Below are 23,816 nucleotides of genomic sequence, written 5' to 3' on the forward strand. Positions count from 1 at the left end.
CGATGCAGGTCGCCGAGCTCCTCACGCGTCCGACCGCAGCCGAGCGGGCGTCGTCGCTGCCCGGCGACGACGTCGTGGCCCCCGCGGACGTCGTGATGGACCGTGCCTTCACCCTGCAGGTTCCCCCCGACGCCGTGTGGCCGTGGATCGTCCAGCTGGGGAAGCGGCGAGCCGGGTGGTACCTCCCCGCGGCGGTCGAGCGGTTCGTGCCGCCAGCCCGTCGAGGGCTGCGGAGGCTCGATGACCGCCACCAGGCACTCTCGGTCGGCGACGTCATCCCGGACTGGGGTGGAGCGGACGCGACGTTCACCGTCGTAGAGCTCGCACCGGCCCGGCACCTGCTCTACGGCTCGACCCGCGGCCGCACCCACCTGACCTGGTGCCTGCGGCTGACACCGGTCGGTGACCGACGCACCCGGGTGCAGCTGCGGTTGCGGTTGGCGCCGGTCAGGCACCGGTTCGTGGCGGAGCACCTGGGCGGGTTGTTCGACCAGCTCACCGTCATGGGCCTGGCGGCAGGGCTTCGCGAGCGGGTCCAGCCCACCAGCGACACCGCGAGGGCATAGGCTCACTGGTGTGTACGAAGGCGTGGTCCAGGACCTGATCGACGAGCTCGGGCGACTGCCCGGAGTCGGTCCCAAGAGCGCCCAGCGGATCGCCTTCCACCTGCTGCAGGCCGACGCGGTCGACGTGAAGCGCCTCGTCGAGGTGCTCACCGAGGTCAAGGCCAAGGTGCGGTTCTGCGAGACCTGCGGCAACGTGGCGGAGTCCGAGCAGTGCCGGATCTGCGCCGACCCGCGCCGTGACGGCACCGCCATCTGCGTCGTGGAGGAGCCGAAGGACGTGGTCGCCATCGAGCGCACCCGCGAGTTCCGCGGGCGCTACCACGTGCTGGGTGGGGCGATCAGCCCGATCGACGGTGTCGGGCCGGACGACCTGCGCATCAAGGAGCTGATGACCCGGCTCGCGTCGGCCGAGGTCACCGAGATCATCATCGCCACCGACCCCAACCTCGAGGGCGAGGCGACGGCCAGCTACCTGGCCCGTTTCCTGCGGCCCATGGGGCTGCGGGTGACCCGGCTCGCGTCGGGTCTGCCCGTGGGTGGCGATCTGGAGTATGCCGACGAGGTCACCCTCGGCCGGGCGTTCGAAGGCAGGAGGCTTCTCGATGTCTGACGACCTGCGGGTGCTGGCCGACGAGTCGGCCGCCGACGCCCGCGCCTATCTCTCGACGGTCACCGAGGTGGCCTCGGGGACGGCGCCGGACGCGGCGATCCCGATGACGCTCCTCGCGTTGTCCCAGGCGCTCGTCATGGGTGCCCGGCTCGGCGCCATCGAGGACATCCTCCCGGCGGAGCGGTTCGAGGCCGACACGGTCGAGGCCGAGCTCGACCCGCTGCGCACGGGCGTCGCGAACCTGTTCGAGGGACTCGACGAGTACGCCGACCTCGTCGACCCCGTCACCTCCACCGAGCTCGCCACCGGATCACTGTCCAACGACGTGACGGTCGTCGCCTCCGCACTCGCCCACGGGCTGCGGCACTACGACGCCGGGCGCATGTCCGAGGCGCTCTGGTGGTGGCAGTTCAGCTATCTCTCCGACTGGGGCGAGCGGGCGGCCTCCGCCCTGCGGGTCCTGCAGTCCCTGCTCGGCCACATCCGGCTCGACGCCGACGAGGAGCGGGTCTCCGAGGCCGAGTTCGACGCCCTGCACCCCTGACACCCGCGCGGCGGTGCGGACGTCCGGGCGTCCGGGCGTGCTGCAAGATCACGTAAAGACGTGCTGCAAGAGCACGTGAATCGAGAGCAGACCGAGGGGGTTCGACTGCGATGCAGATGAAGCTGGAACTGATTCCGCTCCCGGTGGCGGACGTTGACCGGGCCATCGCCTTCTACGGCGACAAGCTCGGCTTCACCAAGGACGTTGACGTGCGGCCCGCCGAGGGTGTCCGGATCGTCCAGCTGACGCCAGAGGGCTCGGGTTGTTCGATCGGTTTCGGGACGGGGCTGGAGGTGTACGCGGGTGAGCCGGGGAGTGCCAGGGGCCTGCACCTGGTCGTGGAGGACATCACGGAGGCCCGTGCCGAGCTCGTCCGCAGAGGCGTGGAGGTCAGCGAGATCCACGACTTCGGCGGTGGTGTCAAGGGAGCGAACTTCTCCGATCCTGACGGCAACAGCTTCGAGCTGCAGGAGATGGCCTGGCGCAGGGGCTCGACGTACTAGAGGTACGGCATACCCGTCTCGCCGGAAGTGCGACGCATCTCCGGCGGCGCGAGCGGTCAGGCGATGCGGGTCCCGTTGGGCAGTCGGCGGATCGGCGTCCGCAGCCGCTGACCCGCCACCACCCCGGCGCCGACGCCGGCGATCAGCAGGAACCCGAGACCGAACGGCCACACCGGAGCGGTGTCGAGGGCCTCGTCCAGCGGGTCCACATAGCTCTCGTCCGTGAAGTCCCCCTGACCTTGGCCCACGAAGTTCGCGCACTCCTGCGCCACGGCGTCCGGCCCGTTGCGCGCCATCCGTGAGCCGGCGCTGATCCAGCGCATGGGGGTGAAGCCGCTGGAGTACATCCCGTTGGTCTTGCGGGGCTGGGAGGGCGCGGCGTCGGCGACCACGACGAACGGGTTGAGCGGCAGCATCCACCAGATGCGCTCCGTGTGCGCCACGGTCGCGCGACGCGTGAATGTGGTGCAGTCCGCGCGCGTCGGCTCGACCTGGCTCTTCTGGATCTGCTCGAGCTGTTCGGGGGTGAGGTTGGGGTCGTTGGGGTCGAAGGCGGGGGCCTGGTGGGTCTGGTACCACGACTCGGGGATGCCGAAGACCTTCTGGGTCTCCTCCTGGGTCACGAGGAAGGCGCTGAGTCCGAACCCGATGGTGGTGCCGAAGACCAGGGCTCCCATCGTCAGGTACGTCAGCACGGCCGAGGCGACAGGTCGCGCCGTCAGCGTGGAGAACATCAGGCCGATCGCGCAGACCACCGCCAGCACGAGGACGAGCACCACCAGGGACATCACGATGCCCCCCGCCGAGATGCCTCCCTCGAACCACGCCCAGGCCAGGAACGGCAGCGCGCTGGTGAGGAAGGCCAGCGAGATCGCCCACGCCGAGAGCAGCTTGCCGAGCGCGATGTCCCAGGGTGAGAGCAGCGTCGTCTGCAGGGTCGCGAGGACCCCGTGCTCGCGGTCGCCGTTGACCGAGGTCGCGGTGAGCGAGGGAACGATGAGCATGGACAGGCCCAGCACGAAGAAGACGACGATGTCGTACATCGCCGATCCCGATCTGAGGTCGGGGTCGTTCGTCGCCCAGTAGGCGAGGAAGGTGACCCCCGCGATGAGGATGACCCAGACCGCCAGCACGATCGGCCAGCGCGAGGTGCGGACACGTTGACGCAGCTCGAGGGCTGCGATCGTCCTGATGCCGTGCCAGCTCATCGCCGGTCCTCCGTCGCTGCGAGGTAGGCGGACTCGAGGGCGCCCTGACTGGGAGCGAAGGCGATGACCCGGATGCCGTCGCGGACCAGGTCGGCGAGCAGCCGCGCGGCGTTCTCCTCCCCGGCCACTTCGACCTCGGTGAGGCCGCCTCCGACCCGGATCGCGGGGACGTGGTGTTCCTCGAGCCAGCTGGTGAGGTCCTCAGGGTCGAGCGAGTCGATGCGCCAGGAGGCCATCGCCGTCGCGACGAAGTCCGCGTCGAGGCTCTGGGTCTCGAGGCTCCGCCCGCGCGCCACGATGACGGCGCGGTCGGCGACCTCCTGGAGCTCAGTGAGGATGTGACTGGAAACGAGCACGGTCTTGCCTTGTGCCGCAAGGGATCTCAACACATCGCGCAGCTCGATGCGACTGCGCGGGTCCAGTCCGGAAGCCGGCTCGTCGAGCAGGAGCACGCTGGGGTCGTTGATGAGGGCGCGGGCCAGGCCGAGCCGCTGCTTCTGCCCTCGCGAGAGCACCCGCGCGCGACGGTCCGCGAGGTCGTCGAGGTGCACTGTGTGCAACAGCTCGTCGGTGCGGGCCCGTGCCCGGTCCGCAGGCATCCGGTATGCCGCGGCGATGGTGTGCAGCACCTCGCGCACCGTGAGCGCGTCCCAGGTGCCGAAGCCGTCGGGCATCCACCCGATCTTGGCCCGGACCTCGGTCGGCTGGCTGACGGGGTCGAGCCCGTCGATGCGGATCTGCCCCTGGTCCGGCACGAGCAACGTCGCCATCATCAGCAGCAGCGTCGTCTTGCCCGAACCGTTGGGACCGATCAACGCCGTGACCTCGCCCGGCTGGGCCGTGAGGCTGATGCTGTCGACGGCGAGCACGTCCCCGAACGCTCGCCGCACCCCCTGTACCTCGATGCTCATGCGCGAAGGCTAGCGGTGCAGGACCCGCCTGCCATGGGCTTTCGTACTCACCCGCGTCCGGCATGCGGCACCCACGTCCCACGATGAGGACGGCAGTTATGCTGGCGACTCCGCACCGCCGCACCGCCGTCTCGGGTCCACAGGAGTTCCAACCGTGCCGATCGTCGTCCAGAAATATGGCGGCTCATCGCTGGCCGATGCAGCCAGCATCAAGCGTGTCGCCCGCCGGATCGTCGAGGCCAAGAAGGCCGGGAACGACGTGTGCGTCGCCGTGTCCGCCATGGGCGACAGCACCGACGAGCTGCTCGACCTCGCCAACCAGGTGAGCCCGCAGCCCCCGCCCCGCGAGCTGGACATGCTGCTGACTGCGGGGGAGCGCATCTCGATGGCGCTCGTGGCCATGGCGATCGCCGACCTGGGCTACACCGTGCGCTCGTTCACGGGCAGCCAGGCGGGCGTCATCACCGACTCCTCGCACGGCAGGGCCCGCATCATCGACGTGACCCCGGGTCGGGTCACCGACGCCCTCGACAAGGGCCACATCGTCATCGTCGCCGGGTTCCAGGGCGTCAGCCAGGACACCAAGGAGATCACGACGCTCGGCCGCGGCGGGACCGACACGACTGCCGTCGCGCTGGCAGCCGCCCTCAACGCAGAGGTGTGCGAGATCTACACGGATGTCGACGGGGTCTTCACGGCCGACCCGCGAATCGTCCCGGCGGCCAGGAAGATCCACCGCATCTCCAACGAGGAGATGCTCGAACTGGCAGCCTCGGGGTCGAAGGTCCTGCACCTGCGCAGCGTCGAGTACGCCCGCCGTTTCGACATCCCCATCCACGTTCGCAGCTCCTTCTCAGCGAAGGAGGGCACCATCGTCACGGACAAACCAGTTGAAGGAGACACCGTGGAAGCCCCCATCATCGCCGGTGTCGCCCACGACCGCAGCGAGGCCAAGATCACCGTCGTCGGCGTCCCGGACCATCCCGGCAAGGCGGCGGCGATCTTCCAGACCTGCGCCGACGCCGAGATCAACATCGACATGATCGTGCAGAACGTGTCCGCGACCGAGACCGGCCTCACGGACATCTCGTTCACCTGTCCCAAGACGGACGGCCAGACCGGGGTGCATGCGCTGAGGAAGGTGCAGGAGTCGGTCGGCTTCGCCTCGATCCAGTACGACGACCAGATCGGCAAGCTGTCGCTGGTGGGCGCCGGGATGCGGTCGCACCCGGGAGTCTCGGCGACGTTCTTCAAGGCGCTGGCCGACACCGGCGTCAACATCGAGATGATCTCGACGTCCGAGATCCGCATCTCGGTGGTGACGCGGGCCGAGGTCCTCGACGACGCCGTGCGAGCGGTCCACTCGGCCTTCGGGCTCGACTCCACCGAGGGCGAAGCCGTGGTCTACGGGGGCACCGGCCGGTGACCTCACTCGCCTCGAGGGCCCCGCGCCCGACCCTCGCACTGGTCGGAGCCACCGGAGCCGTGGGGGCGGTGACCCAGCAGGTGCTCGCGATGCGGGCCGACATCTGGGGCGAGATCCGGGCCGCCGCCTGCGCCGAGGATGCCGGGACCGTGCTGGTCGTGTGCGGCCGCGAGGTGGTCGTCCAGGAGCTGTCGCCCGAGTTCTTCGACGGCGTCGACATCGCCCTCGTCGACGTCCCCGCCCCGGTGGCTGCCCTGTGGGCGCCCATCGCCGCAGCCCGTGGTGCGGTCGTCATCGACAACAGCTCGGCGCTGCGCGGCGACCCCGACATCCCCCTGGTCGTCCCCGAGGTCAACCCCCTGCAGATCCGCAACCGGCCCAAGGGCATCATCGCCAATCCCGGTGCCACGACGTTGACCATGATCGACGCGCTCGGCGTCCTGCACGCCGGGTGGGAGCTCACCGAGCTGGTCGTGGCCTCCTACCAAGCGGCCTCCGGTGCCGGACGGGTCGGCATGGGCCGGCTCTACGACGAGCTCGAGGTCGTCGCCGGCCACCGCGAGCTCGGCCACCAGCCGGGTGACGTGCGGCGGCTGATCGAGCACGAGCTCGGTGCCGAGTCGCCGTTCCCGGCGCCCCTGGCCCTCAACGTCATCCCCTGGATCGGGGTGGCGGCCGAGGACGGCTGGACATCCGAGGAGCTCAAGATCCGCAACGAGACCCGCAAGGTGCTCGGGCTGCCCGACCTGCGCGTCTCGGCGACCTGTGTGCGGGTCCCCGTCATCACGACGCACTCGGTCGCGGTCCACGCCACGTTCGCCCGCAAGATCGACGTGGCCGAAGCCCGCCAGGCCCTGGTCGAGGCGCCCGCGGTGGTGGTGCTCGACGACCCCGACAGTCTCGAGTTCCCCACGCCGTCGGACATCGTCGGCTCCGACCCGCGTTTCGCGGGGCGGTTGCGCCAGGCGCTGGACTTCCCCAACACCCTCGACTTCTTCATCTGCGGCGACAACCTGCGCAAGGGCGCTGCGCTCAACATGGTGCAGGTCGCCGAGCTGGTCGCGAAGGACCTGACCGTCGTCGGCTGACCGTCAGTCGTCGGCTGGCCCTCAGTCGTCGAGGGTCGCGCGCAGGCCGGCCTCCCCGACCGACAGCTGGAGCCTGCCGTCCTGCGGCAGGTCGACGACGGCACAGCCGTGCAGCACGTCCACCTGCGCCGCCTCCGTCATCCGGCACACGGTATGCCGCCCGCTCACCTCGAGCGCGAACTTCCCGTCCTCGTCGATGGTCGCCAGGACACCGCCGGCAGCCGTGACGTCGTCGTGCAGGACGCGTCCGCCTACGTAGGGCAGGTCGTCACTGCTGGGGACGTCGATGCCGGCCTTCCCGAGGAAGTCCAACAGCGAGCCGTCCTCGAGCACGGCCACCCAACCGCCCCCGAGGGGCCGGTCCTTCTGGCCGGTGTCGTCGACCGCGATGACCTGGCCCTCGATCCCGTCCGGTCCGCCGCAACCCGCCACGGTCACCAGTGGGACGGCGAGCAGCACGGTCGCGATCGCGCCGACGAGACCGCGTCGCGGGGCGCTCGCGGCCTGGGTGCTGGTGGGGGTCATGGGCGCACATCCTCGCGCACGCCCTCGTCGGGCCGCGGGATCACGGGTGGATGACGAATCGTGTCGTCCGCGTGTCGATTGACATGTGACTGGTGTGATTGGTGTGACGATTGTGACTCACGATCAGAGACGAGCCAGGGGGCACCAGATGAAGGACGAGGACCTCACACCCACCCAGCTGTGGCGCAAGCACCGGATGCGCCAGGTCATGCTCTTCGTCACCATCCCCGGCGTCCTGCTGGGCACGGCCAGCATCACGGCGGCCTACTCAGCGGGCTGGATGAGCCCGCCGCCGCCCAAGCCCGCCTGCACCCCTGTCGTCGTCCCCGCGCCGGCACGAGGTTCCTTCACCGTCAACGTCATGAACGCCACCGGCCGCCAGGGCGTGGCTGCAGAGGTGGCCGTCGGCCTGGCCAAGCGCAAGTTCACCGTCGGGGGCATCAGCAACGCTCCCGAGTCCTGGTACGTCACCCAGACCGCCGTCGTTCACCACGGCCCGAAGGGGCTCGACCAGGCGCTCCTGGCGGCCTCCCAGATCCCCGGCGCGAAGCTGTTCGCGGACACCCGGACGGGCACCTCGGTCGACGTCGTCGTGGGCCTGGGCTACCAGCAGCTGGTTGCGATTCCGGCGCGGCTCAAGCCCATTCCGTCCGAGGTCAAGGTCAACGTCTACAACACGACCTACAAGACCGGGCTGGCCAAGACCGTCGCCGACGCCGTCGCCGCCCGCGGGTTCAAGGTCAAGGACGTGTCCAACGACCCGCTGCGGACCCTGCAGATGGGCACCGCCGTCATCCGCTACGGCGAGGAGGGTGACCTGGCCGCGACCCTGCTGCAGGGACACGTCCCGGGCGCCCAGCTCGTCAAGGACGACCGCCTCGGAGCAGGGGTGGACCTCGTCATCGGCAACGCGTTCACGGAGCTGACTCCGGTCGCCGACGTGCCCCCGCTGCCTCCCCGACCCACGCAGGCGGTGCCCACGGTGGCTCGTCCCTGCAAGTGACCACGACCTGAGAGCGTCCGCGTCCCGGGCTTGGCATCGGAGCGGGCGAACAGGCACAGTGGGTGCCCCATGACGTTTCGCCCTGTGTATGCCGTTTCCCTCCTGTGTGCCGTCCTCGCCTCCGCGTGCGGTGGCGGTCAGCCCGACTCCGCCGACACCACCGCTGCGTCCACGTCGCCCGCGCCGACCTCGGCCATGACGAGCACGACGAGCGCGACGACCACGACGACCACCACCACGAAGCCTGCCGCCACGCCATCGAAGGCCACCAAGCCCCCGGCGCCGGCCACGCGGCATACGACGCCTGCTCCGAAGCCCCCGGCGGCCACGAGCCTGGCACCGGTCCCGCGGGCGGGTGCCGAGCCCACGGTGCGTTTCCCCCGGAACGAACCCGCAGTCGGCTCGGGCGCCAACGCCTCGGTCGCCCGCGTCCCTGACGGCGTCTGGAACGCGATGGTGGGCTACTCGTGGACCGCGGGGTGCCCGGTGGGGCGCTCGCAGCTGCGGTACGTGCGGGTCAACTTCTGGGGCTTCGACGGCAAGCGGTCGAGGGGGTCGCTCGTCGTGAACGCGTCGATCGCCGACGAGACGGCCGCTGCGTTCGCCCGGCTCTACGCACTGCAGTTCCGCATCCGCCAGATGAAGCCGATGGACTCGTCGTGGGGCCGCAACCCCAAGGGCCCGGGCGCCAACGACTACGCGGCGATGGAGGCGGACAACACCTCCGCGTTCAACTGCCGCTACGTCGGGGGTCAGGAAGCGAGCAAGGTCTACAGCAAGCACGCCTACGGCACGGCGATCGACGTCAACGACTTCGAGAACCCCTACGTCGCCGACAACGGGACGGTCTACCCCGATCGCTACTGGCTGAGCCGGCGCGGCCCGGCGCCCGGCGTCTTCTCGTCCAGCGGGAGTGCCGCAGTGCGGGCGTTCACCAGCCAGGGCCTGCGCTGGGGCGGCCTGTGGTCACACCCCGACTACCAGCATTTCGACCGATGACGCGGGTTCTCCCTCACCGCCCACGTGGCAGGTATGCCGTGTCGGCTGCGCTCTGCCTGACGGCGGTCGCGGCGCTCCCCGCCTGCTCTGGCCAGCCGGAGGCCACGGCCCGGACGTCGCGCGCCACCGTCTCGACGACGACACCGGCCGCGACCACCTCGACCACGACGACGACGACGGCACCCAAGCCGAAGCCGTCCACCACCACCCGGTCGACGCCGAAATCCACCCCGCCGAGCACCAAGCCCAGTCCGAAGCCCAGTCCGAAACCCCAGGCCGCGCCGAGCTGCTCCGTTCCCTCGGGGGTGCGCGCGTCGCAGGTCGTGACCGTCAGGTCGGCCGGCTCCAGCGCGACCGTACGCGCCTGCCGCCGGACCTCCGCCGGCTACGTCCTCGACCTCGGGCCCTACCACGGCCACGTCGGGCTCAACGGGGTCAGCTGGTCCAAGCGCGAGGGTGACCTCAAGACACCGGCGGGCACCTTCCCCCTGCGGGGAGGCTTCGGTGCCCGCGCGAATCCCGGTCTCCCCCAAGGCTGGTTCCGCGTCGACGGCTCCGACGTCTGGGTCGACGACAGCCAGTCGAGCCTCTACAACACCCACCAGCGCAAGCCGGTCAACGGCCGGTGGAACTCGGCGGAGAACCTGCTCAACACGCCTGCCTACAACTACGCCCAGGTGATCGGCTACAACGAGGGGCGGACGCCCGGGCGGGGTTCGGCGATCTTCTTCCACGTCGACACCGGCAGGGGGACGGCCGGCTGCGTCTCCCTGCCGACCTCGGCGCTGTTGGCCGTGATGCGCTGGGAACGGTCCGGCGCCGTGATGTCGATCAGCTGAGCCCGGCGACCAGCTGAGTCGACCAGCTGAGACCACGGTGGCCGTGCCCTCTCCGACACGGCAGAGTGGGCCCATGACCGTGAAAACCGTCGCCATGCTCACCGCTGGTGGCCTCGCCCCCTGCCTCTCGTCCGCTGTGGGTGGGCTCATCGAGCGCTACTCCGAGGTCGCGCCCGACGTGCGCCTCATTGCCTACCGCAACGGGTATGCCGGCCTGCTCACCGGTGACTCCGTGGAGGTCACTGACGAGGTGCGCGCCAAGGCGCACCTGCTGCACGGCTTCGGCGGCAGCCCGATCGGCAACAGCCGCGTCAAGCTCACCAACGTCAAGGACTGCGTGAAGCGCGGCCTGGTCCAGGAGGGCCAGGACCCCCTGCACGTCGCGGCCGAGCAGCTCACCCGCGACGGCGTCGACGTCCTGCACACGATCGGTGGCGACGACACCAACGGAACGGCGGCCGATCTCGCGGCCTTCCTGCACTCCAACGGTTACGAGCTCACGGTCGTCGGGCTCCCGAAGACGATCGACAACGACGTGATCCCGATCCGGCAGTCCCTCGGAGCCTGGACCGCCGCCGAGCAGGGCGCGTCGTTCGCGCGCAACGTGATCGCCGAGCACTCCGCCAACCCTCGCATGCTCATCGTGCACGAGGTGATGGGCCGCAACTGCGGATGGCTCACTGCCGCAACGGCTCTCGCACACCACAGGTGGGTCCAGGGCGCCGAGTTCAGCGGCTGGCTGGAGAACTCCGCGGAGCGGTGGGACGTCCACGGTGTCTTCGTGCCGGAACGCCCGCTGGACATCGCGAGCGAGGCGAAGCGGCTCCGCAGCGTCATGGACGACTACGACGGCGTGAACCTCTTCGTCTCCGAGGGCGCTGGCGTCACCGAGATCGTCGAGGCGATGGAGGCCGCCGGGCAGGACGTGCCGCGCGACCCGTTCGGCCACGTCCAGCTCGACAAGGTGAACCCGGGGGCGTGGTTCGCCAAGCAGTTCGCCGACCAGCTCGGGGCCGACAAGGTGCTCGTGCAGAAGAGCGGCTACTTCGCGCGGTCGGCCGCGGCCAACGACGCGGACCTCGCCCTCATCAAGGACTGCACGACGTATGCCGTGGACGCGGCGCTGCGTGGCGAGTCCGGTGTGGTGGGGCACGACGAGGAGCGCGGCGACACGCTGCGCGCCATCGAGTTCGACCGGATCAAGGGGGGCAAGGCGTTCGACTCCTCCGTCGACTGGTTCACCACCCTGCTTGCTGACCTCGGGCAGGCGTAGCACAGTCGGTGCCATGGCACCCACGTCCGCGGCCGAGCCCAGTCCCAGCACGACGGCATACCGAAAGGCTCGCGACACGCTCGTCGCGCTCAGCGGGCAGCATGACCGGGCTGTCCGCGAGTTCAGCTGGCCCGACGTCGGGGCGCGCTTCAACTGGGCGGTCGACTGGTTCGACGCCATCGCCCGCGGCAACGACGCGACGGCGCTGTGGCTCGTGGAGGAGGACGGCTCCGAGCAGCGGCTGACCTTCGACGAGATGGCCACGCGCTCCGACCAGGTCGCGGTCTGGCTGTCGGGGCTCGGCGTGGCCAAGGGCGACCGGGTGCTGCTCATGCTCGGCAACCAGGTCGAGCTGTGGGAGACGATGCTCGCGGTGTTCAAGCTCGGCGCCGTCATCATGCCGACGACGGCGGCCCTCGGTCCGGCGGACCTGCGCGACCGCGTCGAGCGCGGGGGCGCCCGGGTGGTCGTGGCCAACGGCGCGGACGCCGCCAAGTTCGAGGAGGTGCCCGGCGACTACGTGCGGGTGAGCGTCGGCGACGTGGACGGCTGGCACACCTACACGGACGCGTATGCCGTGCAGCCGCACCCCTTCGAGACCGTCACCGCGGCAACGGACCCGTTGTTGCTCTACTTCACCTCGGGCACGACCAGCAAGCCGAAACTCGTTGAGCACACTCAGGTTTCGTACCCGGTCGGTCACCTGTCGACGATGTACTGGATCGGTGCCAGACCCGGCGACGTCCACCTGGCCATCAGCTCGCCCGGGTGGGCCAAGCACGCGTGGTCGTGCTTCTTCGCGCCGTGGATCGCGGAGTCCACGATCTTCGTCCACAACTACACGCGGTTCGACGCAGGGGCGCTGCTGGACCAGATCCGGCGGGCCGGGGTCACGACGTTCTGCGCGCCACCGACGGTGTGGCGCATGCTGATCCAGGCCGACCTCAGCGGTGGGAGCGGTGACCTGCGAGAGCTGCTGGCTGCGGGCGAACCCCTGAACCCCGAAGTCATCAGCCAGGTCCAGCGCGCGTGGGACCTGACCATCCGCGACGGCTACGGCCAGACCGAGACGACCCTCCAGATCGGCAACATCGCCGGTGAGCCACTCAAGCCCGGGTCGATGGGGCGACCCATGCCCGGTGTGCCCGTGGCTCTCGTCGACCCGCTGACCGGCGAGCCCGCCGACGAGGGGGAGATCGTCCTCGACCTGTCCCGGCACCCGGTCAACCTGATGACCGGCTACCTCGGTGACGACGAGCGGCAGGCCCAGGCGATGTCCGGTGGCTACTACCACACGGGGGACGTGGCCCAGCGGGACGCGGAGGGCTACATCACCTACATCGGCCGCACCGACGACGTCTTCAAGGCGAGCGACTACAAGGTGTCGCCGTTCGAGCTCGAGAGCGTACTGATCGAGCACCCGGCGGTGGCCGAGGCGGCGGTCGTGCCCGCGCCCGATGCGACCCGGCTGGCGGTGCCGAAGGCCTACATCGCGCTGGCTCCCGGCTGGGAGCCCGACGCCGACACCGCGAAGGCGATCCTGGCGCACGCCCGCACGCACCTCGCGCCCTACCTGCGGGTGCGCCGCGTCGAGTTCTTCGAGCTGCCCAAGACCATCTCCGGCAAGATCCGCCGGGTCGAGCTGCGCGACCGCGAGCAGCAGGCCTTCGACGGTGGGAGGTCCCTGTCGGAGGAGTTCCGGGACGACCAGTTCGCCGACCTCAAGGCGTGACCAGCGGCGCTCCGGGGCCGAGGGACGCGGGTGTCGGGTCGGAGCGGGAGGGGCCCGCGAGACGCCCGTGGCTTTGACCGGGCCGCTCGACTAGTCTGGCGCCGTCGAACCGGAACCGGGAGCGGTCCTGTCCGACAAACAGTGGGGACTGGGGGGTTACCGACCGTTTGCCTGATGGGAAGTTGGCATGTTACGACTGGCCAAAGCCGTGCCGGTGAGGACCTGTATCGCCGTCCACGTGCTCAGCATCGACCCCGACCGTCGCGTGCTCCTCGACCGGGCAAAGGCGCCGGAGCAGCCGTTCTGGGGCCTGCCCAGCGCAGTCATCGAGGTGGGTGAGGACCCGGTCATCCGCGTCCGGCGGCTGGTTTCCGCGGCGGGTGCGCTGACAGCCACCAGGGCCGAGGTCATCGACGTCGACAGCGTCGTCGACGGAGACCAGCACGTGGTGCACCTGGTCTTCGAGTGCGGGGCCGAGCCTTCCCTGCTGCCCACGGTGACCGGGTCGTCCGCGCTGTGGTGGAGCCTGCCGGAGATCGTCGGCCTCAACCTGTCGCCCCGGACGCGCAAGGCTCTCGCTTCGCGGTGGTCGATGATCTGGCCCGACACCTGATCGGACTCGACTGGGGCGACTGCACCGGTCATTCCGACATTACGGGCATCCTGGTGTGGGTGGACCCGGTTGGTCTCACTGGGTGGCCCTTGGGCCCTTTCGAGGCCGTTGGACCCCGAGTACGGTGAAAGCGGCGGTCCGCCGGGGTCCGTCGGGTACTCGAGTAGGCCGGGGCTGCCTGTGCGGACCTACCCATACGCGTTTCACGTCGCCCTCGACGGCAACGGACTGAACGGTCTCGAGGGCAGGGCTGGCGTGTGCCTGTTCCACTACGACCCGGTGACCGGGGACCATGCCTACAAGGTCACCTACTTCGCAGGCGCCTCGGGTGGTCACGCGCCCAGCGTGGACCCGAGCAGGCGGATCGGCTTCCTGGGCAACACCGGCCAGCACCTGCTCTTCTACGATCTCGCGACGCTGGAGGAGGCCGACCGCGTCTCGACCCTGCGCTTCGAGGTCCCCGACACCACCATCAAGGGCAGCACCCACGTCGTCTGGCTGGACGACACCCAGTTCGTCACCTCGATCGGCGAGCACCTCTGGAAGCTCGACGTGAACCGGCTGACCAAGGCCGAGCAGATCGCGCCGCACGGACTGAAGATCCCCCACGCCATGAAACGGACCGCCTCCGGTCGGTACATCGTCTACGGCGGGATGGACCACCCGACCCGGGGTGAGGCCAAGGAGGTCGGCATCCTCGACACGGTCACGGGGGAGGTTCGCCGGATCGTGCTGCCCACGACCTGCTGGCACGTGGTCTGCCACCCGGTCCTCGACGTCTTCTACGCAATCTCCTTCAGGGTCAATGCTGCTGACCGCTCCGACTGGGAGCACTGGGGGATGGCCTGGCTCCGGCAGTACGCCTTCGAGATCGACGCCGAGGACGGCCGCATCGTGCGCCACTGGGCAGCCGACCGCGACCTGCCGGCCCACATCAACTCCGACGTGACGATCTCCGACTCCGAGCTCATCTTCTGCACCGGCGGCAGCCACACCGTGGTCTTCGTCGACCTGCTCACGCTGAGCCAGCACCGGCTCATCGACGAGCACCCGGGGGCGTTGGAGAGCCTCGCGCTCACCCGCCAGTCGGCCACGACCTTGGCCGAGTCGGTCATGCGGGGCAACTTCTTCAGCAACTCCCAGCTGTATGCCGAGTCGTTGCGAGTCAGCCGTGGCGCCCTGGTCGACGGGATCTACGCCTGCCAGCTCTCGGCCGACCAGACCCTGCTGTTCACCGCGAACCGCGGGCAGAACCACATCACCGTCTACGACTACCCGTCCCTGGAGGTCCGCGACCGGATCGTCATGCCCGAGCTCCAGGAGTTCGACTCGCGGTTGGGGGCCTGGGGCGACCCCCGGTTGGGCTTCCACCACTCCTACCTCGTCAGCCCCGACGCAGACGCACCCTCGTCCGATGCACACCGTCCCGCAGGAGCACTCTGATGGCCGACTACTCGATCGACACCACCGTCTTCGGCGGGAACACGTTCAGCTCCGACGTCACCGCGGACGTGACCTCGACCCTGACCGGGCTGGACAAGATGAACCTCACCCTCGCCGGGGGCACCACCAACACGAACAACGGCGAGAACACCGTCCACACCGACTCGACGATCACCCTCCAACCCGTCACGCTCGAACCCGTCACGACGACGTCGACCGTCAACACCACCTCGAGCGTGGACTCCACGTCCTCGGTCGACCTCAAGCCCGTGGCGGTGGACACCTGCGTCCGGCTCGAGCTGGGTCCCCCGCCGGCGACCGAGGTCTGCATGCCGTACGAACAGACCTGGGGCTGGACGGTGCTCGGACTGGAGCTCTTCGCGATCACGGTGCGCGGCAGCACCACGACGCACATCCGGCCCGAGCACCACGGTCCCGTCGTGATCGACCTGTGAGCCCTCCATGACGACCGCCCGACGCAAGCCGACAAAGGCCACCGCCGCGACCAAGGCGACCACCGCCGCGACCAAGGCGGCCGCGGGCGCGACGCGCGCTCCCGCGAAGAAGCCAGCCGTGGACACCATCGTCCTGACCGGGCCGCCGAGCCTGGTGCGCGCCACGGTCTCGGTCGAGAACGCCGTCGACCAACGGGTCGCCGTCCGGGGACTGACCCTGCACCGCACTGGTCGAGCGGCCTTGACCGGGTCTGGCGCCGCGGTCATCGCGCCCGGCGCCACGGCCGACCTGCCGGTGTCGTTCCGGCTCGATCCGGACACCCCACCGGGCGAGTACGCCGCGGAGGTCGAGGTCGGGGGCATCCGCCGGGAAGCGGTGCTCCGGGTCGAGGCCGACCTCTCGATGCACGTCTCGCCGCGCCGCGTCCTCGCCGAGGTGGGAGCGAACGCGCTCACCCTGACCGTCACCAACGACGGCAACATCACCATCCCCCTTTCCTCGGTCGTGCGCGCTCACACCGACGACGGCAGCCCGGACCCCGACGCCGGTCCAGACGTCACCCTGACGCTGACTGCTGCGGCGACCTTGGCACCCGGTAGCACGACCGTCCTCGAGGGCCACCTCACGGTGCCTGAGGAGCTCGACCCGACCAGGCGGCATACCGCACGGATCCCTGTCGGCACAGCCGATCTCGACGTCATCATCCTGCCCCACGACCCATCGGAGTGATCAGCATGAGCACGACCGCACCCGAGTACCTCACCACCCTCCGCGACGGGTTCGCCGGCGCCGTGCAGCAGTGGATGGACCAGTCGACCGCGGCCTGGGACCAGTGGTCACAGGCCTGGTCGCCGGTGGTGGCCGCCGCCGGCCTGGGTATGCCGGGTGCTCCCGGCGGCGCGCGCGGTCACCAGCACGGGGGTCACCACCACAAGGGTCACCAGCACGAGGGTCACCACCATGGCGAGAGGGACTGCGGCGCGAAGGACTGTGGGTGTCACGACAGCTGTGGGTGCGGCGACGCGTGCGACTGCTGCGTACCCGAGGCCGATGTCGTCGTGCATGCCAGGGTTGGTGAGGTGCGGGTGGTGCCCTTCCGGCTGCACAACCCGTGGCGCCGGGAGCGCGAGGTGTCCCTGGAGATCGGGCCATGGCACCGCTGCTCGGGCGACGACCTCCAGATCCGCGCCGAGCTGGAGGAGAAGAAGCTCGTCCTGGGGCCGTGTGAGGACCGGGTCGTCCGGTTGCTCCTCTCGACCCGTGGCTCAGCCGACGACGGCTCGTCGAACACCAAGGACACCAAGGACACCAAGGAGGGCAGGGGCGCGACAGCCACGCTCGATGTCGCCGGTGACGTCACGGTCGCAAGGACGAGACGGGCGACCGACGTGGACTCGTGCGCCAGCGCCTACGCGGACGTCCGCTTCGAGGGGTGCGCCCGGTCGCAGCGCGTGGCCGTCGTGGTGCTCCCGGCGGACTGCGACGCCGTCGAGGTCGGGTGTGACTGCGGATGCTGCTGCTGACAGGAGGACCGAGATGACCGACTCGAAGAACACCGCCGCTGCGGACGAGACCCTGGCGCGCATCACCGAGCTCGCCCGACAAGCCCTTCAGGCCCAGGCGGCCCTCGCCAAGCAGTCCCTCGAGCTGGGGCGGGCCACCCTGTCCGGCGACGTGGACCGGTCGTCGACGAGCCGGGCCTACCTCGACGCCGTGAGTCGCGAGGGTGCGCGCTACTGGCGGGAGGCAGGCGCGCTCGGCTTCGACTACGCGAGTGACCTGATGGCGCTGGGCACTCGGAGCGCGGCCCGGATCATCAGCGACGCCACGACGGCCGGTGCCGGCTCCCGGACGCGCCGAGGGGCCGCGGAGACCCGCAACGGCGCAGCCCCGCCGGCACCCCCGCACGACGAGGACGACGGGGTGCGGCGGGCGCGGGTGCTCCTGCGGGCCGCAGTCGGGCAGACCGCGCAGTCCTCGGTCACGATCGTGAACCGCCACCCGCGCGCGCGTCGAGTCGAGCTGGAGCCGAGCGAGCTGCGTGACGCCACCGGCACCGTGGTGGCGGTGACCCTGACCGTCGACCCCGACCGGGTCACGATCCCTGCCGGCGGTGAGTACCAGGTGCGGATCGAGGCAAACCTCGACGAGAACGTGGTCCAGCCGGGTGAGCAGTACGTCGGGCGCGTGGAGGTCAGCGGCGGCGACGAGGCCACGCTGGAGGTGACCGTCGAGGTCGCGGACTGAGGTCGCTCGCACCCGCCGGCGGGGCCGCCACCAGCTCTCGGGCGGCGCGCACCTCGGGGTGCAGCCGCAGGCCCTCCCGCGCCCACCTCGGCAGGTCGGGGCTGACGGCCAACCACGCCAGCGAGGCGGCGACGGCGGCGCGAGCCGGTCGCGCGGCATACCCGAGGTCCTGCGCCTTGGCCGAGGTGTACCAGTAGAACCGGCCGACCGTGGAGGCCTCCTCGCGCGTGGTCAGCGGGGTCTCGTCGCGCAGCCCGGCCCACCACTCGGCGGCGGCGGACAGGGCCCACGCGCTCCCGGCGGGCATCTCGGCGAACGGTCCGGGCAGCCCCGCCAGGTCGGAGACGAGGGCGTGCAGCATCCGCCAGCTGAGGTCCTCGCCGCCGAGGAGGTAGCGCTCGCCGGCGACGCCGCGCTCGAGCAGCGCGACGTGTCCGGCGCCGACGTCGCGCGCGTCGACCACGTTGCAGCCACCCGCGAAGGTGCTGCGGGTGGGGTCGAGGAGGTAGCGCAGCACGATGGCGTTGCTGGGTGCCAAGCGGGTGAACGGCCCGCCGAGCACGACGGTCGGCAGGGCCAGCACCACCGGTAGGCCGAGGCGTTGCCCGGTCTCCAGCGCCACCTCCTCCTGGGCGACCTTGCTGGCGTAGTAGGCGGGGGCCGGCTCGGTGCCGAGGTGGTCGTGTTCCGACCTCGCCCGGGGGAGCAGGCTCGAACCGCACGTGACTGACGAGGTGGTCACGACGACGCGGGAGATGCCCGCGGCAGCAGCAGCTTCGAGGACGGCACGGGTGCCCTCGGCATTGACCTGCTCGACCTCTCCCGCGCGCGCCGCCCCGAAGGCGTAGACAGCGGCGCAGTGGACCAGGCCGTCGCAGCCGCGCAGCGCTCGGGTGAGGGATGCGCTGTCTGTGAGGGCCGCCGCGGCCCTCGACACCGGGTGTCCGCCGATCCGGAGGGTCGCCTCGCGGCGCTCGGGGTCGGGCCTGGTGACGGCCAGGACCTCGTGACCGGCCGCGAGCGCGGCGCTCGCCACCTGTCCGCCGACCATGCCCGTGGCGCCCGTGACCGCGACCTTCACCGGTGCCCCCTGACGTGCCGGAAGCCCTGGGAGTCCACGTCGTCGACGGCCGACCCGACCGTGCCCGGTCCGCGGCGCCCGGCCGCAGTCGCGGGGTCTCCGCGGTCGGTCGTGTCTCCCAGCCACTGGCTGACGGCGCCGAGCAGCAGGTCGAGGGACTGCGTGAGCAGCGGCTCGGTGGGGTCCATCGGTGGGCGCCCGATGCGGAACTCGCGTCCCTCGAAGCAGGCCTCCAGGTTGTCGAACGTCGTGGTGAAGAACCTCCGGTAGGCCTCCTCGAGGAGTGGGTTGCGCAGCTCCGGCAGTGCCGCCAGGTCCACCCCGGCCCAAGCGTTGGGGAGGGCGAACAGCTGTCGGCCACGCACGACAGCGTGCGTGCCTGACGTGGTGCGGCTGAACGTCAGGCTGCCGTCGTCGAACTCGGCAGAACCGTTGGGGCTCTTGATAGTTCGCCACGTGAGCCGGTGCCAGTCGGCGCTTCGTTCGACGAGCTCGATCTTGCAGACGTCGATCGGTTCGCCGCCCCAGGCGGCAAGGTAGTTGGGCTGCGGAAGGTAGAGGTTGCGCTCGGCCTGTCTGGTGCGAGCCACGGCGGCCTTCCCCGGTCCGCCGGCCGGACTCGACAGGACGACCCGTCGGCCACCCAGGTAGTCGGCCATCAGGCTGATCCCGGCCGCCACGTCCACGCGGGCGACGAACTCGTCGAAGTCGGCCCGGATGTCGCGCCCCACCTCGAAGACCGTGGCGCCGTCCACGAGCCGCCAGCGCATTCCGTCGGCGTTGTCCGGCACGCCCTCGAGCAGGGCCTCGAACGGCGCGACCAAGGCAGGGAGTCCGTCGAAGGCCGCCTCCTCGTATGCCGCGAGGTCGAAGCCCAGCGGCACCTCCCGGCGGTCGACGGTCGCCTTGTCCGCGCTGGTCGCCCAGGCGAGCGTCCCCTGTCGCAGGGTGGCGACACCACCGAGGATCGTCGTGAGGGGCAGGTGTCCCACGGTGTCGTCCGCCGCGCCCACGAGCGGGGTCAGCACGGCTCGCACAGTGGAGAGCACCGGGTCGGGAGGTCGCGCCCCCTCGTCCGGACCTCCGGTGGCCGCGCTCAGCACTCGCGCCAGTCGGGGCTCGGCAGCGACCGATCGCGCGGCGGCGCGGGCGAGGGGGTGCGCCGCGTGCGCACCGGCGAGGGGCRCCAGCTGCCCCTCGGTGCGGCCCGCCGGGGCGCCGTGGGCCAGGATCGACCTCTCCATCAGGCCTGACGCGGAGCGGTCCAGCCCGAGCAGGGCGGCACACGCGCTGTCGGCGGCGAGCACGTCGGTCGCGATCACGATCACGTTGCTGTCGATGACCCGCGGGAGTCGGGCGCCGTCCGGTCCCACGCTGGCGGACAGGGCATCCACGACCGCGATGGTGGGGGGTAGGTGCGCGAGCAGGTCGGCCGCGACGTCGCCGGGATCTGCGCCGGCGACCTCCGGTGCCGCACCCAGCAGGGTGGCCAGGCACGCGGCATACCCGTGCACGAGGTCGGTGACGGCTCGGGCGAGCACCACCCGCGCACCGGCCTCGGCCCACAGGCGCGAGACCTGGTGACCGGACAGCACGCTCGTGTCGGGCACCGGCGCCTCGACGAGCGCTGCGCCGAGGTCGACGACGTCGTAGGCCAAGCCCCGCGACGTGCGGCCCTGCAGGCCGGCCCGGCGCGCGAGGTCGGCCACCGAGTGGTGCCCGCGGTCGCGGTCGTAGGCATGCAGGCTGGTGCCGACCGTCACCGGCGCGCATCCCCGATCGTGCAGCAGGTCGACCACCGCGTGGACCGCGACAACACTCACGGGGGTCGGCTGGCAGAGGCGGGCGAGGACGAGGGCGGGTCCCTGCCTAGAGGCGTCCAGCCGGCGGGCGGCGGTGGCCAGGGCGTCGACGTCCCCGCCCCTGACCACGATGCAGGCCAGCGGATCCCGGCTCGGCACGCCCAGCGGTGCCACGCGTCAATGAAACCAGCGCGTCCTCGCCACCGACAGTGGGCGGTGCCATAGTGATCGGGTGGCCGACGACATCGACATCCAGCAGCACATCAGGGGACTCATCGACGAGGAGCACGGGCTCCGGAGCAGCCTGGGCGCCGGCGAGATCAGCGTCGAGGAGGAGAACCAGCGGCTTCGCACCATCGAGGTCGAGCTGGACCAGTGCTGGGACCTGCTTCGTCAGCGACGGGCCAAGCGCGAGTTCGGGGACGACCCCGCCAGCGCCGAGGTGCGAGACGCCGGCACGGTGGAGAACTACCGGGGCTGAGGCCCGCGGCCACCCGGTGGGCGGCGTGGCTGACTGGACATATCGGGTGGGCGTCCTACTCTCGAAGCAGGCCGGTTCCCAACCCCGAGGGGGTGCGCCCATGCGCACAGCACTCGCCCACCTGCACGTCCCCCACCACGAGACCAAGTGGTGGCTCAGCCACAGCGCCGCTGCCATCGCCGTCGCAGTCCTGCTCGTCTACGCGGCTGCGGTCCTGCTCGTCATCGCCGGCGTGCTGCTCTTCACCTGACCTCACCAGCCTCGTTCGACCCACTCCTGCAGGTGGGGTAGCTCCCTGCCGATGACGGTCGAGTCCCCGTGCCCGGGAAGGACCACGGTGTCCTCGGGCAGGCTGAACAGCCTGCGCACCGACTCGATGATCGTGGCGAAGTCGCTGTAGTCGTGCCGCGTCGCGCCGGGCCCGCCCGGGAACAGGGTGTCGCCGGTGAAGACGACCCCGAGCGAGGGTGCGTGGAAGCAGCACGACCCGGGCGTGTGGCCCGGCGTGTGGAGGACGTGCAGCTCCACGTCGCCGACCGTCAGCGTCTGGCCGTCGGCCAGCTCGCGGTCCGGCGTCACCGGATAGAGCTCGTCCCACAGGAACCGGTCCCGTGGATGCAGGTATGCCGGGGCGCGGGTGCCGTCGCAGACCTCACCGACCGCATCGAGGTGGTCGAAGTGACCGTGGGTGACGAGGACGCCCTGGACCCGCTGCTCGCGCGGGATCGACTTCACGATGGCGCGGCCGTCGTGGCCGGCGTCGATGACCAGGCACTCCGAGTCGTCGCCGATGACCCACGTGTTGTTCTCGAGGGTGAGGGCGCCCTCGGGTCGGTCGAAGGTGCCTGCGGTGACGACGCGCTGGATGCGCACGCCGCCCGGGGAAGGTGCGATGTCCGGCATACCCTCATCCTCGCGCACCTCAGGTGTGGTCACCCGCGGAGGCCCGTCGCCCGGAGGCCTGGTCGCGGCGCAGCAGCCCCAGGGGCAGCACCAGCCAGTTCACGAGGAAGAGCAGGAGGATGGCCGTCGCGGCGGTGACCGCCCCGCCCGTGCCGGTGACGACGTCGAAGATGACGAAGGCCACGGTGCTGACCGCGAGGGCGAGGGCGACCAGGCCGATGCGCGCGCAGACGTGGGCGATGGCGACGAGGGTGGCCTTCTCACGTCTGCGGAACAACAGGCGGTGGGAGGCAACCGGAGCGACGAGGAACGCCGTGGCCACCACCGTGAGGCAGAACGCGACGAGGTAGACCGTCCGGTCGACGTCCTCGATCTCGGTGAACCGCTGCTGGAACGGCAGGGTCAGCAGGAAGCCCGCCAAGATCTGCACACCGGTCTGCACGACGCGCAGCTCCTGGAGCAGCTCGTCCCAGTTGCGGTCGAGCCTCTCCTCTGGGGTCTCGTGGCGCCCACGGTTGAGAGTGTCCTCGGTCATGGTCCACATGTACCTCACAGGTGCCGGTCCAAACCACCACCACAGCAAAGCTCGTCACCCGATCCGGCCCAGGACGGGTTTGGGGTGGCGGTCGGTGGGCACGAGGCTGAGCGTGGAAGTCGCCCGGTCGGAGTCCCCGACCGGCGCCCCGACGGATCAGGAGGTTGTCATGCCGCAACGCAAGCCAGGGCCGTCCGTGAAGGACCCGGAGATGTACGAAGCACTGCGCGACGACGGTGCCAGCAAGGAGAAGGCCGCCCGCATCTCCAACGCCGCTGCCAACTCGTCCCGCTCCGCGGTCGGGAAGAAGGGCGGGAAGAGTGGTGACTACGACGACTGGACCAAGGACCAGCTGATGAAGCGTGCGAGGGAGATCGGGATCGACGGTCGGTCCTCCATGTCGAAGGCCGAGCTGGTCAACGCCCTGCGCAGCCACTGAGTGACGGGAGTCCTGCACGGGGGATGATGGGAGCGTGAGGATGCGGATGGTCATCTCGGGGTGCCTGCTGCTGGCGGTCACGGGCTGCAGCGCGGCCGGGGACACCCCTGCGCTGGGCCCGACTTCGACCACCCCAGTGTCGACCACCCCAGTGTCGACCACCCCAGCGTCGACCACCCCAGCGTCGACCACCCCAGCGTCGTCGTCCTCAGCGTCGTCGGCCTCGTCCTCGCCGTCCTCTTTCACCGAGGACCTCACTGTCACCTCTCCCGCGGGCCGGGGGCGAGTGATCACGGTCGCCGGCACGGTGGTCGAGGGGGTGGGGGCCGGCTGCCTGCTGTTGGGCGAGGGCGAAGGCTTGTGGCTCCTGGTGGGTCACACGGCGGGGCTGGCGGCCGGTGACACGGTCACCCTGCGGGGCACCGCGGTGACCGGGATGGCGACCACCTGCCAACAGGGCCGGCCGCTCTGGGTGGACGAGGTGCTGGAGCGCTGACTTTCCGTGGGCCGGGTGCTCGGGCACGCGGCATACCGGCGAGAAAGCACTGGACCCCGCAGCCACGAGGGCTGCGGGGTCCAGTGGTGAGGT

Annotated in this window: 30 protein-coding genes; 21 read left to right on the top strand and 9 right to left on the bottom strand. The window is 70.6% G+C overall.

From position 1 onward, the window contains the following. Positions 1-2 precede the first annotated feature (2 nt). The 4 genes from AC1DWP_RS11165 (at position 3) to AC1DWP_RS11180 (ending at position 2,223) form a co-directional block, all read left to right on the top strand. Positions 3-566 carry a hypothetical protein gene (locus AC1DWP_RS11165; RefSeq protein WP_477614523.1) on the top strand — a complete coding sequence of 188 codons (564 nt, stop codon included), beginning with the start codon at positions 3-5 and terminating at the stop codon, positions 564-566. Between the two features lie 10 nt (positions 567-576). Then, positions 577-1,176 carry a recombination mediator RecR gene (gene recR / locus AC1DWP_RS11170; RefSeq protein WP_477614524.1) on the top strand — a complete coding sequence of 200 codons (600 nt, stop codon included), beginning with the start codon at positions 577-579 and terminating at the stop codon, positions 1,174-1,176. Then, positions 1,169-1,720: a DUF5063 domain-containing protein gene (locus AC1DWP_RS11175; RefSeq protein ID WP_477614525.1), complete on the top strand. Its 552-nt coding sequence runs from the start codon at positions 1,169-1,171 to the stop codon at positions 1,718-1,720. The genes recR and AC1DWP_RS11175 overlap by 8 nt, the downstream gene beginning before the upstream one ends. 116 nt (positions 1,721-1,836) lie before the next feature. Further along, positions 1,837-2,223 (top strand): VOC family protein, encoded by a 387-nt coding sequence (locus tag AC1DWP_RS11180; protein WP_477614526.1) that lies wholly within the window; start codon positions 1,837-1,839, stop codon positions 2,221-2,223. Between the two features lie 56 nt (positions 2,224-2,279). Here the strand turns inward: AC1DWP_RS11180 and AC1DWP_RS11185 are convergent, their stop codons facing one another. After that, positions 2,280-3,431, bottom strand: coding sequence for an ABC transporter permease (locus tag AC1DWP_RS11185; RefSeq protein WP_477614527.1), 1,152 nt, complete (start codon positions 3,429-3,431; stop codon positions 2,280-2,282). Then, positions 3,428-4,342, bottom strand: a complete 915-nt coding sequence (locus tag AC1DWP_RS11190) for an ABC transporter ATP-binding protein (RefSeq protein WP_477614528.1) — start codon at positions 4,340-4,342, stop codon at positions 3,428-3,430. Before AC1DWP_RS11190 ends, AC1DWP_RS11185 begins: the two co-directional genes overlap by 4 nt. Before the next feature lie 154 nt (positions 4,343-4,496). Between AC1DWP_RS11190 and AC1DWP_RS11195 the strand changes: the two genes are divergently transcribed. Both AC1DWP_RS11195 and AC1DWP_RS11200 read left to right on the top strand, forming a co-directional pair. Beyond that, on the top strand, positions 4,497-5,768 hold the full coding sequence (locus tag AC1DWP_RS11195; RefSeq protein ID WP_477614529.1) for an aspartate kinase: 1,272 nt from the start codon (positions 4,497-4,499) through the stop codon (positions 5,766-5,768). After that, on the top strand, positions 5,765-6,856 hold the full coding sequence (locus tag AC1DWP_RS11200) for an aspartate-semialdehyde dehydrogenase (protein WP_477614530.1): 1,092 nt from the start codon (positions 5,765-5,767) through the stop codon (positions 6,854-6,856). The genes AC1DWP_RS11195 and AC1DWP_RS11200 overlap by 4 nt, the downstream gene beginning before the upstream one ends. 21 nt (positions 6,857-6,877) lie before the next feature. On the opposite strand, the gene AC1DWP_RS11205 is transcribed toward AC1DWP_RS11200, so the two are convergent. Further along, positions 6,878-7,381, bottom strand: a complete 504-nt coding sequence (locus AC1DWP_RS11205) for a hypothetical protein (RefSeq protein WP_477614531.1) — start codon at positions 7,379-7,381, stop codon at positions 6,878-6,880. Between the two features lie 148 nt (positions 7,382-7,529). Here AC1DWP_RS11205 and AC1DWP_RS11210 point away from each other — a divergent pair, with 148 nt between their 5' ends. Continuing rightward, a complete protein-coding gene (locus AC1DWP_RS11210; protein WP_477614532.1) occupies positions 7,530-8,384 on the top strand; it encodes a LytR C-terminal domain-containing protein in 855 nt (284 codons plus the stop codon). Positions 8,385-8,521: 137 nt separating this feature from the next. Here the strand turns inward: AC1DWP_RS11210 and AC1DWP_RS11215 are convergent, their stop codons facing one another. Next, complete coding sequence (locus tag AC1DWP_RS11215; protein WP_477614533.1) at positions 8,522-8,752, bottom strand: hypothetical protein; 231 nt, start codon at positions 8,750-8,752, stop codon at positions 8,522-8,524. 1 nt (position 8,753) lies between these two features. Here AC1DWP_RS11215 and AC1DWP_RS11220 point away from each other — a divergent pair, with 1 nt between their 5' ends. Next, positions 8,754-9,383: a M15 family metallopeptidase gene (locus tag AC1DWP_RS11220; RefSeq protein WP_477614534.1), complete on the top strand. Its 630-nt coding sequence runs from the start codon at positions 8,754-8,756 to the stop codon at positions 9,381-9,383. 13 nt (positions 9,384-9,396) lie between these two features. Here AC1DWP_RS11220 and AC1DWP_RS11225 read toward each other — a convergent pair whose 3' ends face one another. Then, positions 9,397-9,624 (bottom strand): hypothetical protein, encoded by a 228-nt coding sequence (locus AC1DWP_RS11225; protein WP_477614535.1) that lies wholly within the window; start codon positions 9,622-9,624, stop codon positions 9,397-9,399. Between the two features lie 82 nt (positions 9,625-9,706). On the opposite strand from AC1DWP_RS11225, the gene AC1DWP_RS11230 reads away from it, so the two are divergent. The 9 genes from AC1DWP_RS11230 to AC1DWP_RS11270 all read left to right on the top strand — a co-directional run bounded on the left by AC1DWP_RS11230 (position 9,707) and on the right by AC1DWP_RS11270 (position 17,986). Further along, positions 9,707-10,222: a L,D-transpeptidase family protein gene (locus tag AC1DWP_RS11230; RefSeq protein ID WP_477614536.1), complete on the top strand. Its 516-nt coding sequence runs from the start codon at positions 9,707-9,709 to the stop codon at positions 10,220-10,222. 73 nt (positions 10,223-10,295) lie between these two features. Then, the gene (locus AC1DWP_RS11235; RefSeq protein ID WP_477614537.1) at positions 10,296-11,495 is read left to right on the top strand and encodes a pyrophosphate--fructose-6-phosphate 1-phosphotransferase; all 1,200 of its coding nucleotides are present in this window, start codon (positions 10,296-10,298) and stop codon (positions 11,493-11,495) included. Between the two features lie 13 nt (positions 11,496-11,508). Next, the gene (locus AC1DWP_RS11240) at positions 11,509-13,227 is read left to right on the top strand and encodes an AMP-binding protein (protein WP_477614538.1); all 1,719 of its coding nucleotides are present in this window, start codon (positions 11,509-11,511) and stop codon (positions 13,225-13,227) included. A gap of 187 nt (positions 13,228-13,414) precedes the next feature. Then, positions 13,415-13,840, top strand: a complete 426-nt coding sequence (locus AC1DWP_RS11245; protein WP_477614539.1) for an NUDIX hydrolase — start codon at positions 13,415-13,417, stop codon at positions 13,838-13,840. Positions 13,841-14,020: 180 nt separating this feature from the next. Beyond that, positions 14,021-15,283: a hypothetical protein gene (locus AC1DWP_RS11250; RefSeq protein ID WP_477614540.1), complete on the top strand. Its 1,263-nt coding sequence runs from the start codon at positions 14,021-14,023 to the stop codon at positions 15,281-15,283. Continuing rightward, positions 15,283-15,738, top strand: a complete 456-nt coding sequence (locus AC1DWP_RS11255) for a hypothetical protein (RefSeq protein ID WP_477614541.1) — start codon at positions 15,283-15,285, stop codon at positions 15,736-15,738. Before AC1DWP_RS11250 ends, AC1DWP_RS11255 begins: the two co-directional genes overlap by 1 nt. A gap of 7 nt (positions 15,739-15,745) precedes the next feature. Next, positions 15,746-16,468: a hypothetical protein gene (locus AC1DWP_RS11260; protein ID WP_477614542.1), complete on the top strand. Its 723-nt coding sequence runs from the start codon at positions 15,746-15,748 to the stop codon at positions 16,466-16,468. Positions 16,469-16,473: 5 nt separating this feature from the next. Beyond that, entirely contained in the window at positions 16,474-17,262 is a 789-nt protein-coding gene (locus tag AC1DWP_RS11265) for a hypothetical protein (RefSeq protein ID WP_477614543.1), read from the top strand. 13 nt (positions 17,263-17,275) lie between these two features. After that, entirely contained in the window at positions 17,276-17,986 is a 711-nt protein-coding gene (locus AC1DWP_RS11270; RefSeq protein ID WP_477614544.1) for a hypothetical protein, read from the top strand. Here the strand turns inward: AC1DWP_RS11270 and AC1DWP_RS11275 are convergent. Together AC1DWP_RS11275 and AC1DWP_RS11280 are read right to left on the bottom strand one after the other, a co-directional pair. Next, the gene (locus AC1DWP_RS11275) at positions 17,934-19,067 is read right to left on the bottom strand and encodes an NAD-dependent epimerase/dehydratase family protein (RefSeq protein WP_477614545.1); all 1,134 of its coding nucleotides are present in this window, start codon (positions 19,065-19,067) and stop codon (positions 17,934-17,936) included. The genes AC1DWP_RS11270 and AC1DWP_RS11275 overlap by 53 nt on opposite strands. After that, positions 19,064-21,043, bottom strand: a complete 1,980-nt coding sequence (locus AC1DWP_RS11280; RefSeq protein ID WP_477614546.1) for a DUF362 domain-containing protein — start codon at positions 21,041-21,043, stop codon at positions 19,064-19,066. The genes AC1DWP_RS11275 and AC1DWP_RS11280 overlap by 4 nt, the downstream gene beginning before the upstream one ends. 58 nt (positions 21,044-21,101) lie before the next feature. Between AC1DWP_RS11280 and AC1DWP_RS11285 the strand changes: the two genes are divergently transcribed. Both AC1DWP_RS11285 and AC1DWP_RS11290 read left to right on the top strand, forming a co-directional pair. Continuing rightward, on the top strand, positions 21,102-21,350 hold the full coding sequence (locus AC1DWP_RS11285) for a DUF2630 family protein (protein ID WP_477614547.1): 249 nt from the start codon (positions 21,102-21,104) through the stop codon (positions 21,348-21,350). 100 nt (positions 21,351-21,450) lie between these two features. Beyond that, complete coding sequence (locus AC1DWP_RS11290) at positions 21,451-21,600, top strand: hypothetical protein (RefSeq protein ID WP_477614548.1); 150 nt, start codon at positions 21,451-21,453, stop codon at positions 21,598-21,600. Positions 21,601-21,602: 2 nt separating this feature from the next. On the opposite strand, the gene AC1DWP_RS11295 is transcribed toward AC1DWP_RS11290, so the two are convergent. Next, positions 21,603-22,253 (bottom strand): MBL fold metallo-hydrolase, encoded by a 651-nt coding sequence (locus AC1DWP_RS11295; protein WP_477614549.1) that lies wholly within the window; start codon positions 22,251-22,253, stop codon positions 21,603-21,605. A 19-nt stretch (positions 22,254-22,272) separates the two neighbouring features. After that, a complete protein-coding gene (locus AC1DWP_RS11300) occupies positions 22,273-22,788 on the bottom strand; it encodes a DUF6328 family protein (RefSeq protein WP_477614550.1) in 516 nt (171 codons plus the stop codon). Between the two features lie 169 nt (positions 22,789-22,957). Here AC1DWP_RS11300 and AC1DWP_RS11305 point away from each other — a divergent pair, with 169 nt between their 5' ends. Both AC1DWP_RS11305 and AC1DWP_RS11310 read left to right on the top strand, forming a co-directional pair. Continuing rightward, positions 22,958-23,227, top strand: a complete 270-nt coding sequence (locus tag AC1DWP_RS11305) for a DUF7218 family protein (protein WP_477614551.1) — start codon at positions 22,958-22,960, stop codon at positions 23,225-23,227. Between the two features lie 34 nt (positions 23,228-23,261). Next, positions 23,262-23,723, top strand: coding sequence for a hypothetical protein (locus AC1DWP_RS11310; RefSeq protein ID WP_477614552.1), 462 nt, complete (start codon positions 23,262-23,264; stop codon positions 23,721-23,723). Positions 23,724-23,816: the final 93 nt, after the last annotated feature.

The sequence above is a fragment of the Pedococcus sp. P2_F6 genome (assembly GCF_056403675.1).

Bases quoted from the DNA above. Each gene is read 5' to 3' on its own strand.
- AC1DWP_RS11210 (WP_477614532.1), top strand. From the start codon at position 7,530: ATGAAGGACGAGGACCTCACACCCACCCAGCTGTGGCGCAAGCACCGG.
- AC1DWP_RS11190 (WP_477614528.1), bottom strand. From the start codon at position 4,342: ATGAGCATCGAGGTACAGGGGGTGCGGCGAGCGTTCGGGGACGTGCTC.
- AC1DWP_RS11255 (WP_477614541.1), top strand. From the start codon at position 15,283: ATGGCCGACTACTCGATCGACACCACCGTCTTCGGCGGGAACACGTTC.
- AC1DWP_RS11185 (WP_477614527.1), bottom strand. From the start codon at position 3,431: ATGAGCTGGCACGGCATCAGGACGATCGCAGCCCTCGAGCTGCGTCAA.
- AC1DWP_RS11180 (WP_477614526.1), top strand. From the start codon at position 1,837: ATGAAGCTGGAACTGATTCCGCTCCCGGTGGCGGACGTTGACCGGGCC.
- AC1DWP_RS11205 (WP_477614531.1), bottom strand. From the start codon at position 7,381: ATGACCCCCACCAGCACCCAGGCCGCGAGCGCCCCGCGACGCGGTCTC.
- AC1DWP_RS11260 (WP_477614542.1), top strand. From the start codon at position 15,746: ATGACGACCGCCCGACGCAAGCCGACAAAGGCCACCGCCGCGACCAAG.
- AC1DWP_RS11265 (WP_477614543.1), top strand. From the start codon at position 16,474: ATGAGCACGACCGCACCCGAGTACCTCACCACCCTCCGCGACGGGTTC.
- AC1DWP_RS11290 (WP_477614548.1), top strand. From the start codon at position 21,451: ATGCGCACAGCACTCGCCCACCTGCACGTCCCCCACCACGAGACCAAG.
- AC1DWP_RS11175 (WP_477614525.1), top strand. From the start codon at position 1,169: ATGTCTGACGACCTGCGGGTGCTGGCCGACGAGTCGGCCGCCGACGCC.
- AC1DWP_RS11300 (WP_477614550.1), bottom strand. From the start codon at position 22,788: ATGACCGAGGACACTCTCAACCGTGGGCGCCACGAGACCCCAGAGGAG.
- AC1DWP_RS11305 (WP_477614551.1), top strand. From the start codon at position 22,958: ATGCCGCAACGCAAGCCAGGGCCGTCCGTGAAGGACCCGGAGATGTAC.
- AC1DWP_RS11245 (WP_477614539.1), top strand. From the start codon at position 13,415: ATGTTACGACTGGCCAAAGCCGTGCCGGTGAGGACCTGTATCGCCGTC.
- AC1DWP_RS11165 (WP_477614523.1), top strand. From the start codon at position 3: ATGCAGGTCGCCGAGCTCCTCACGCGTCCGACCGCAGCCGAGCGGGCG.
- AC1DWP_RS11270 (WP_477614544.1), top strand. From the start codon at position 17,276: ATGACCGACTCGAAGAACACCGCCGCTGCGGACGAGACCCTGGCGCGC.
- AC1DWP_RS11295 (WP_477614549.1), bottom strand. From the start codon at position 22,253: ATGCCGGACATCGCACCTTCCCCGGGCGGCGTGCGCATCCAGCGCGTC.
- AC1DWP_RS11240 (WP_477614538.1), top strand. From the start codon at position 11,509: ATGGCACCCACGTCCGCGGCCGAGCCCAGTCCCAGCACGACGGCATAC.
- AC1DWP_RS11235 (WP_477614537.1), top strand. From the start codon at position 10,296: ATGACCGTGAAAACCGTCGCCATGCTCACCGCTGGTGGCCTCGCCCCC.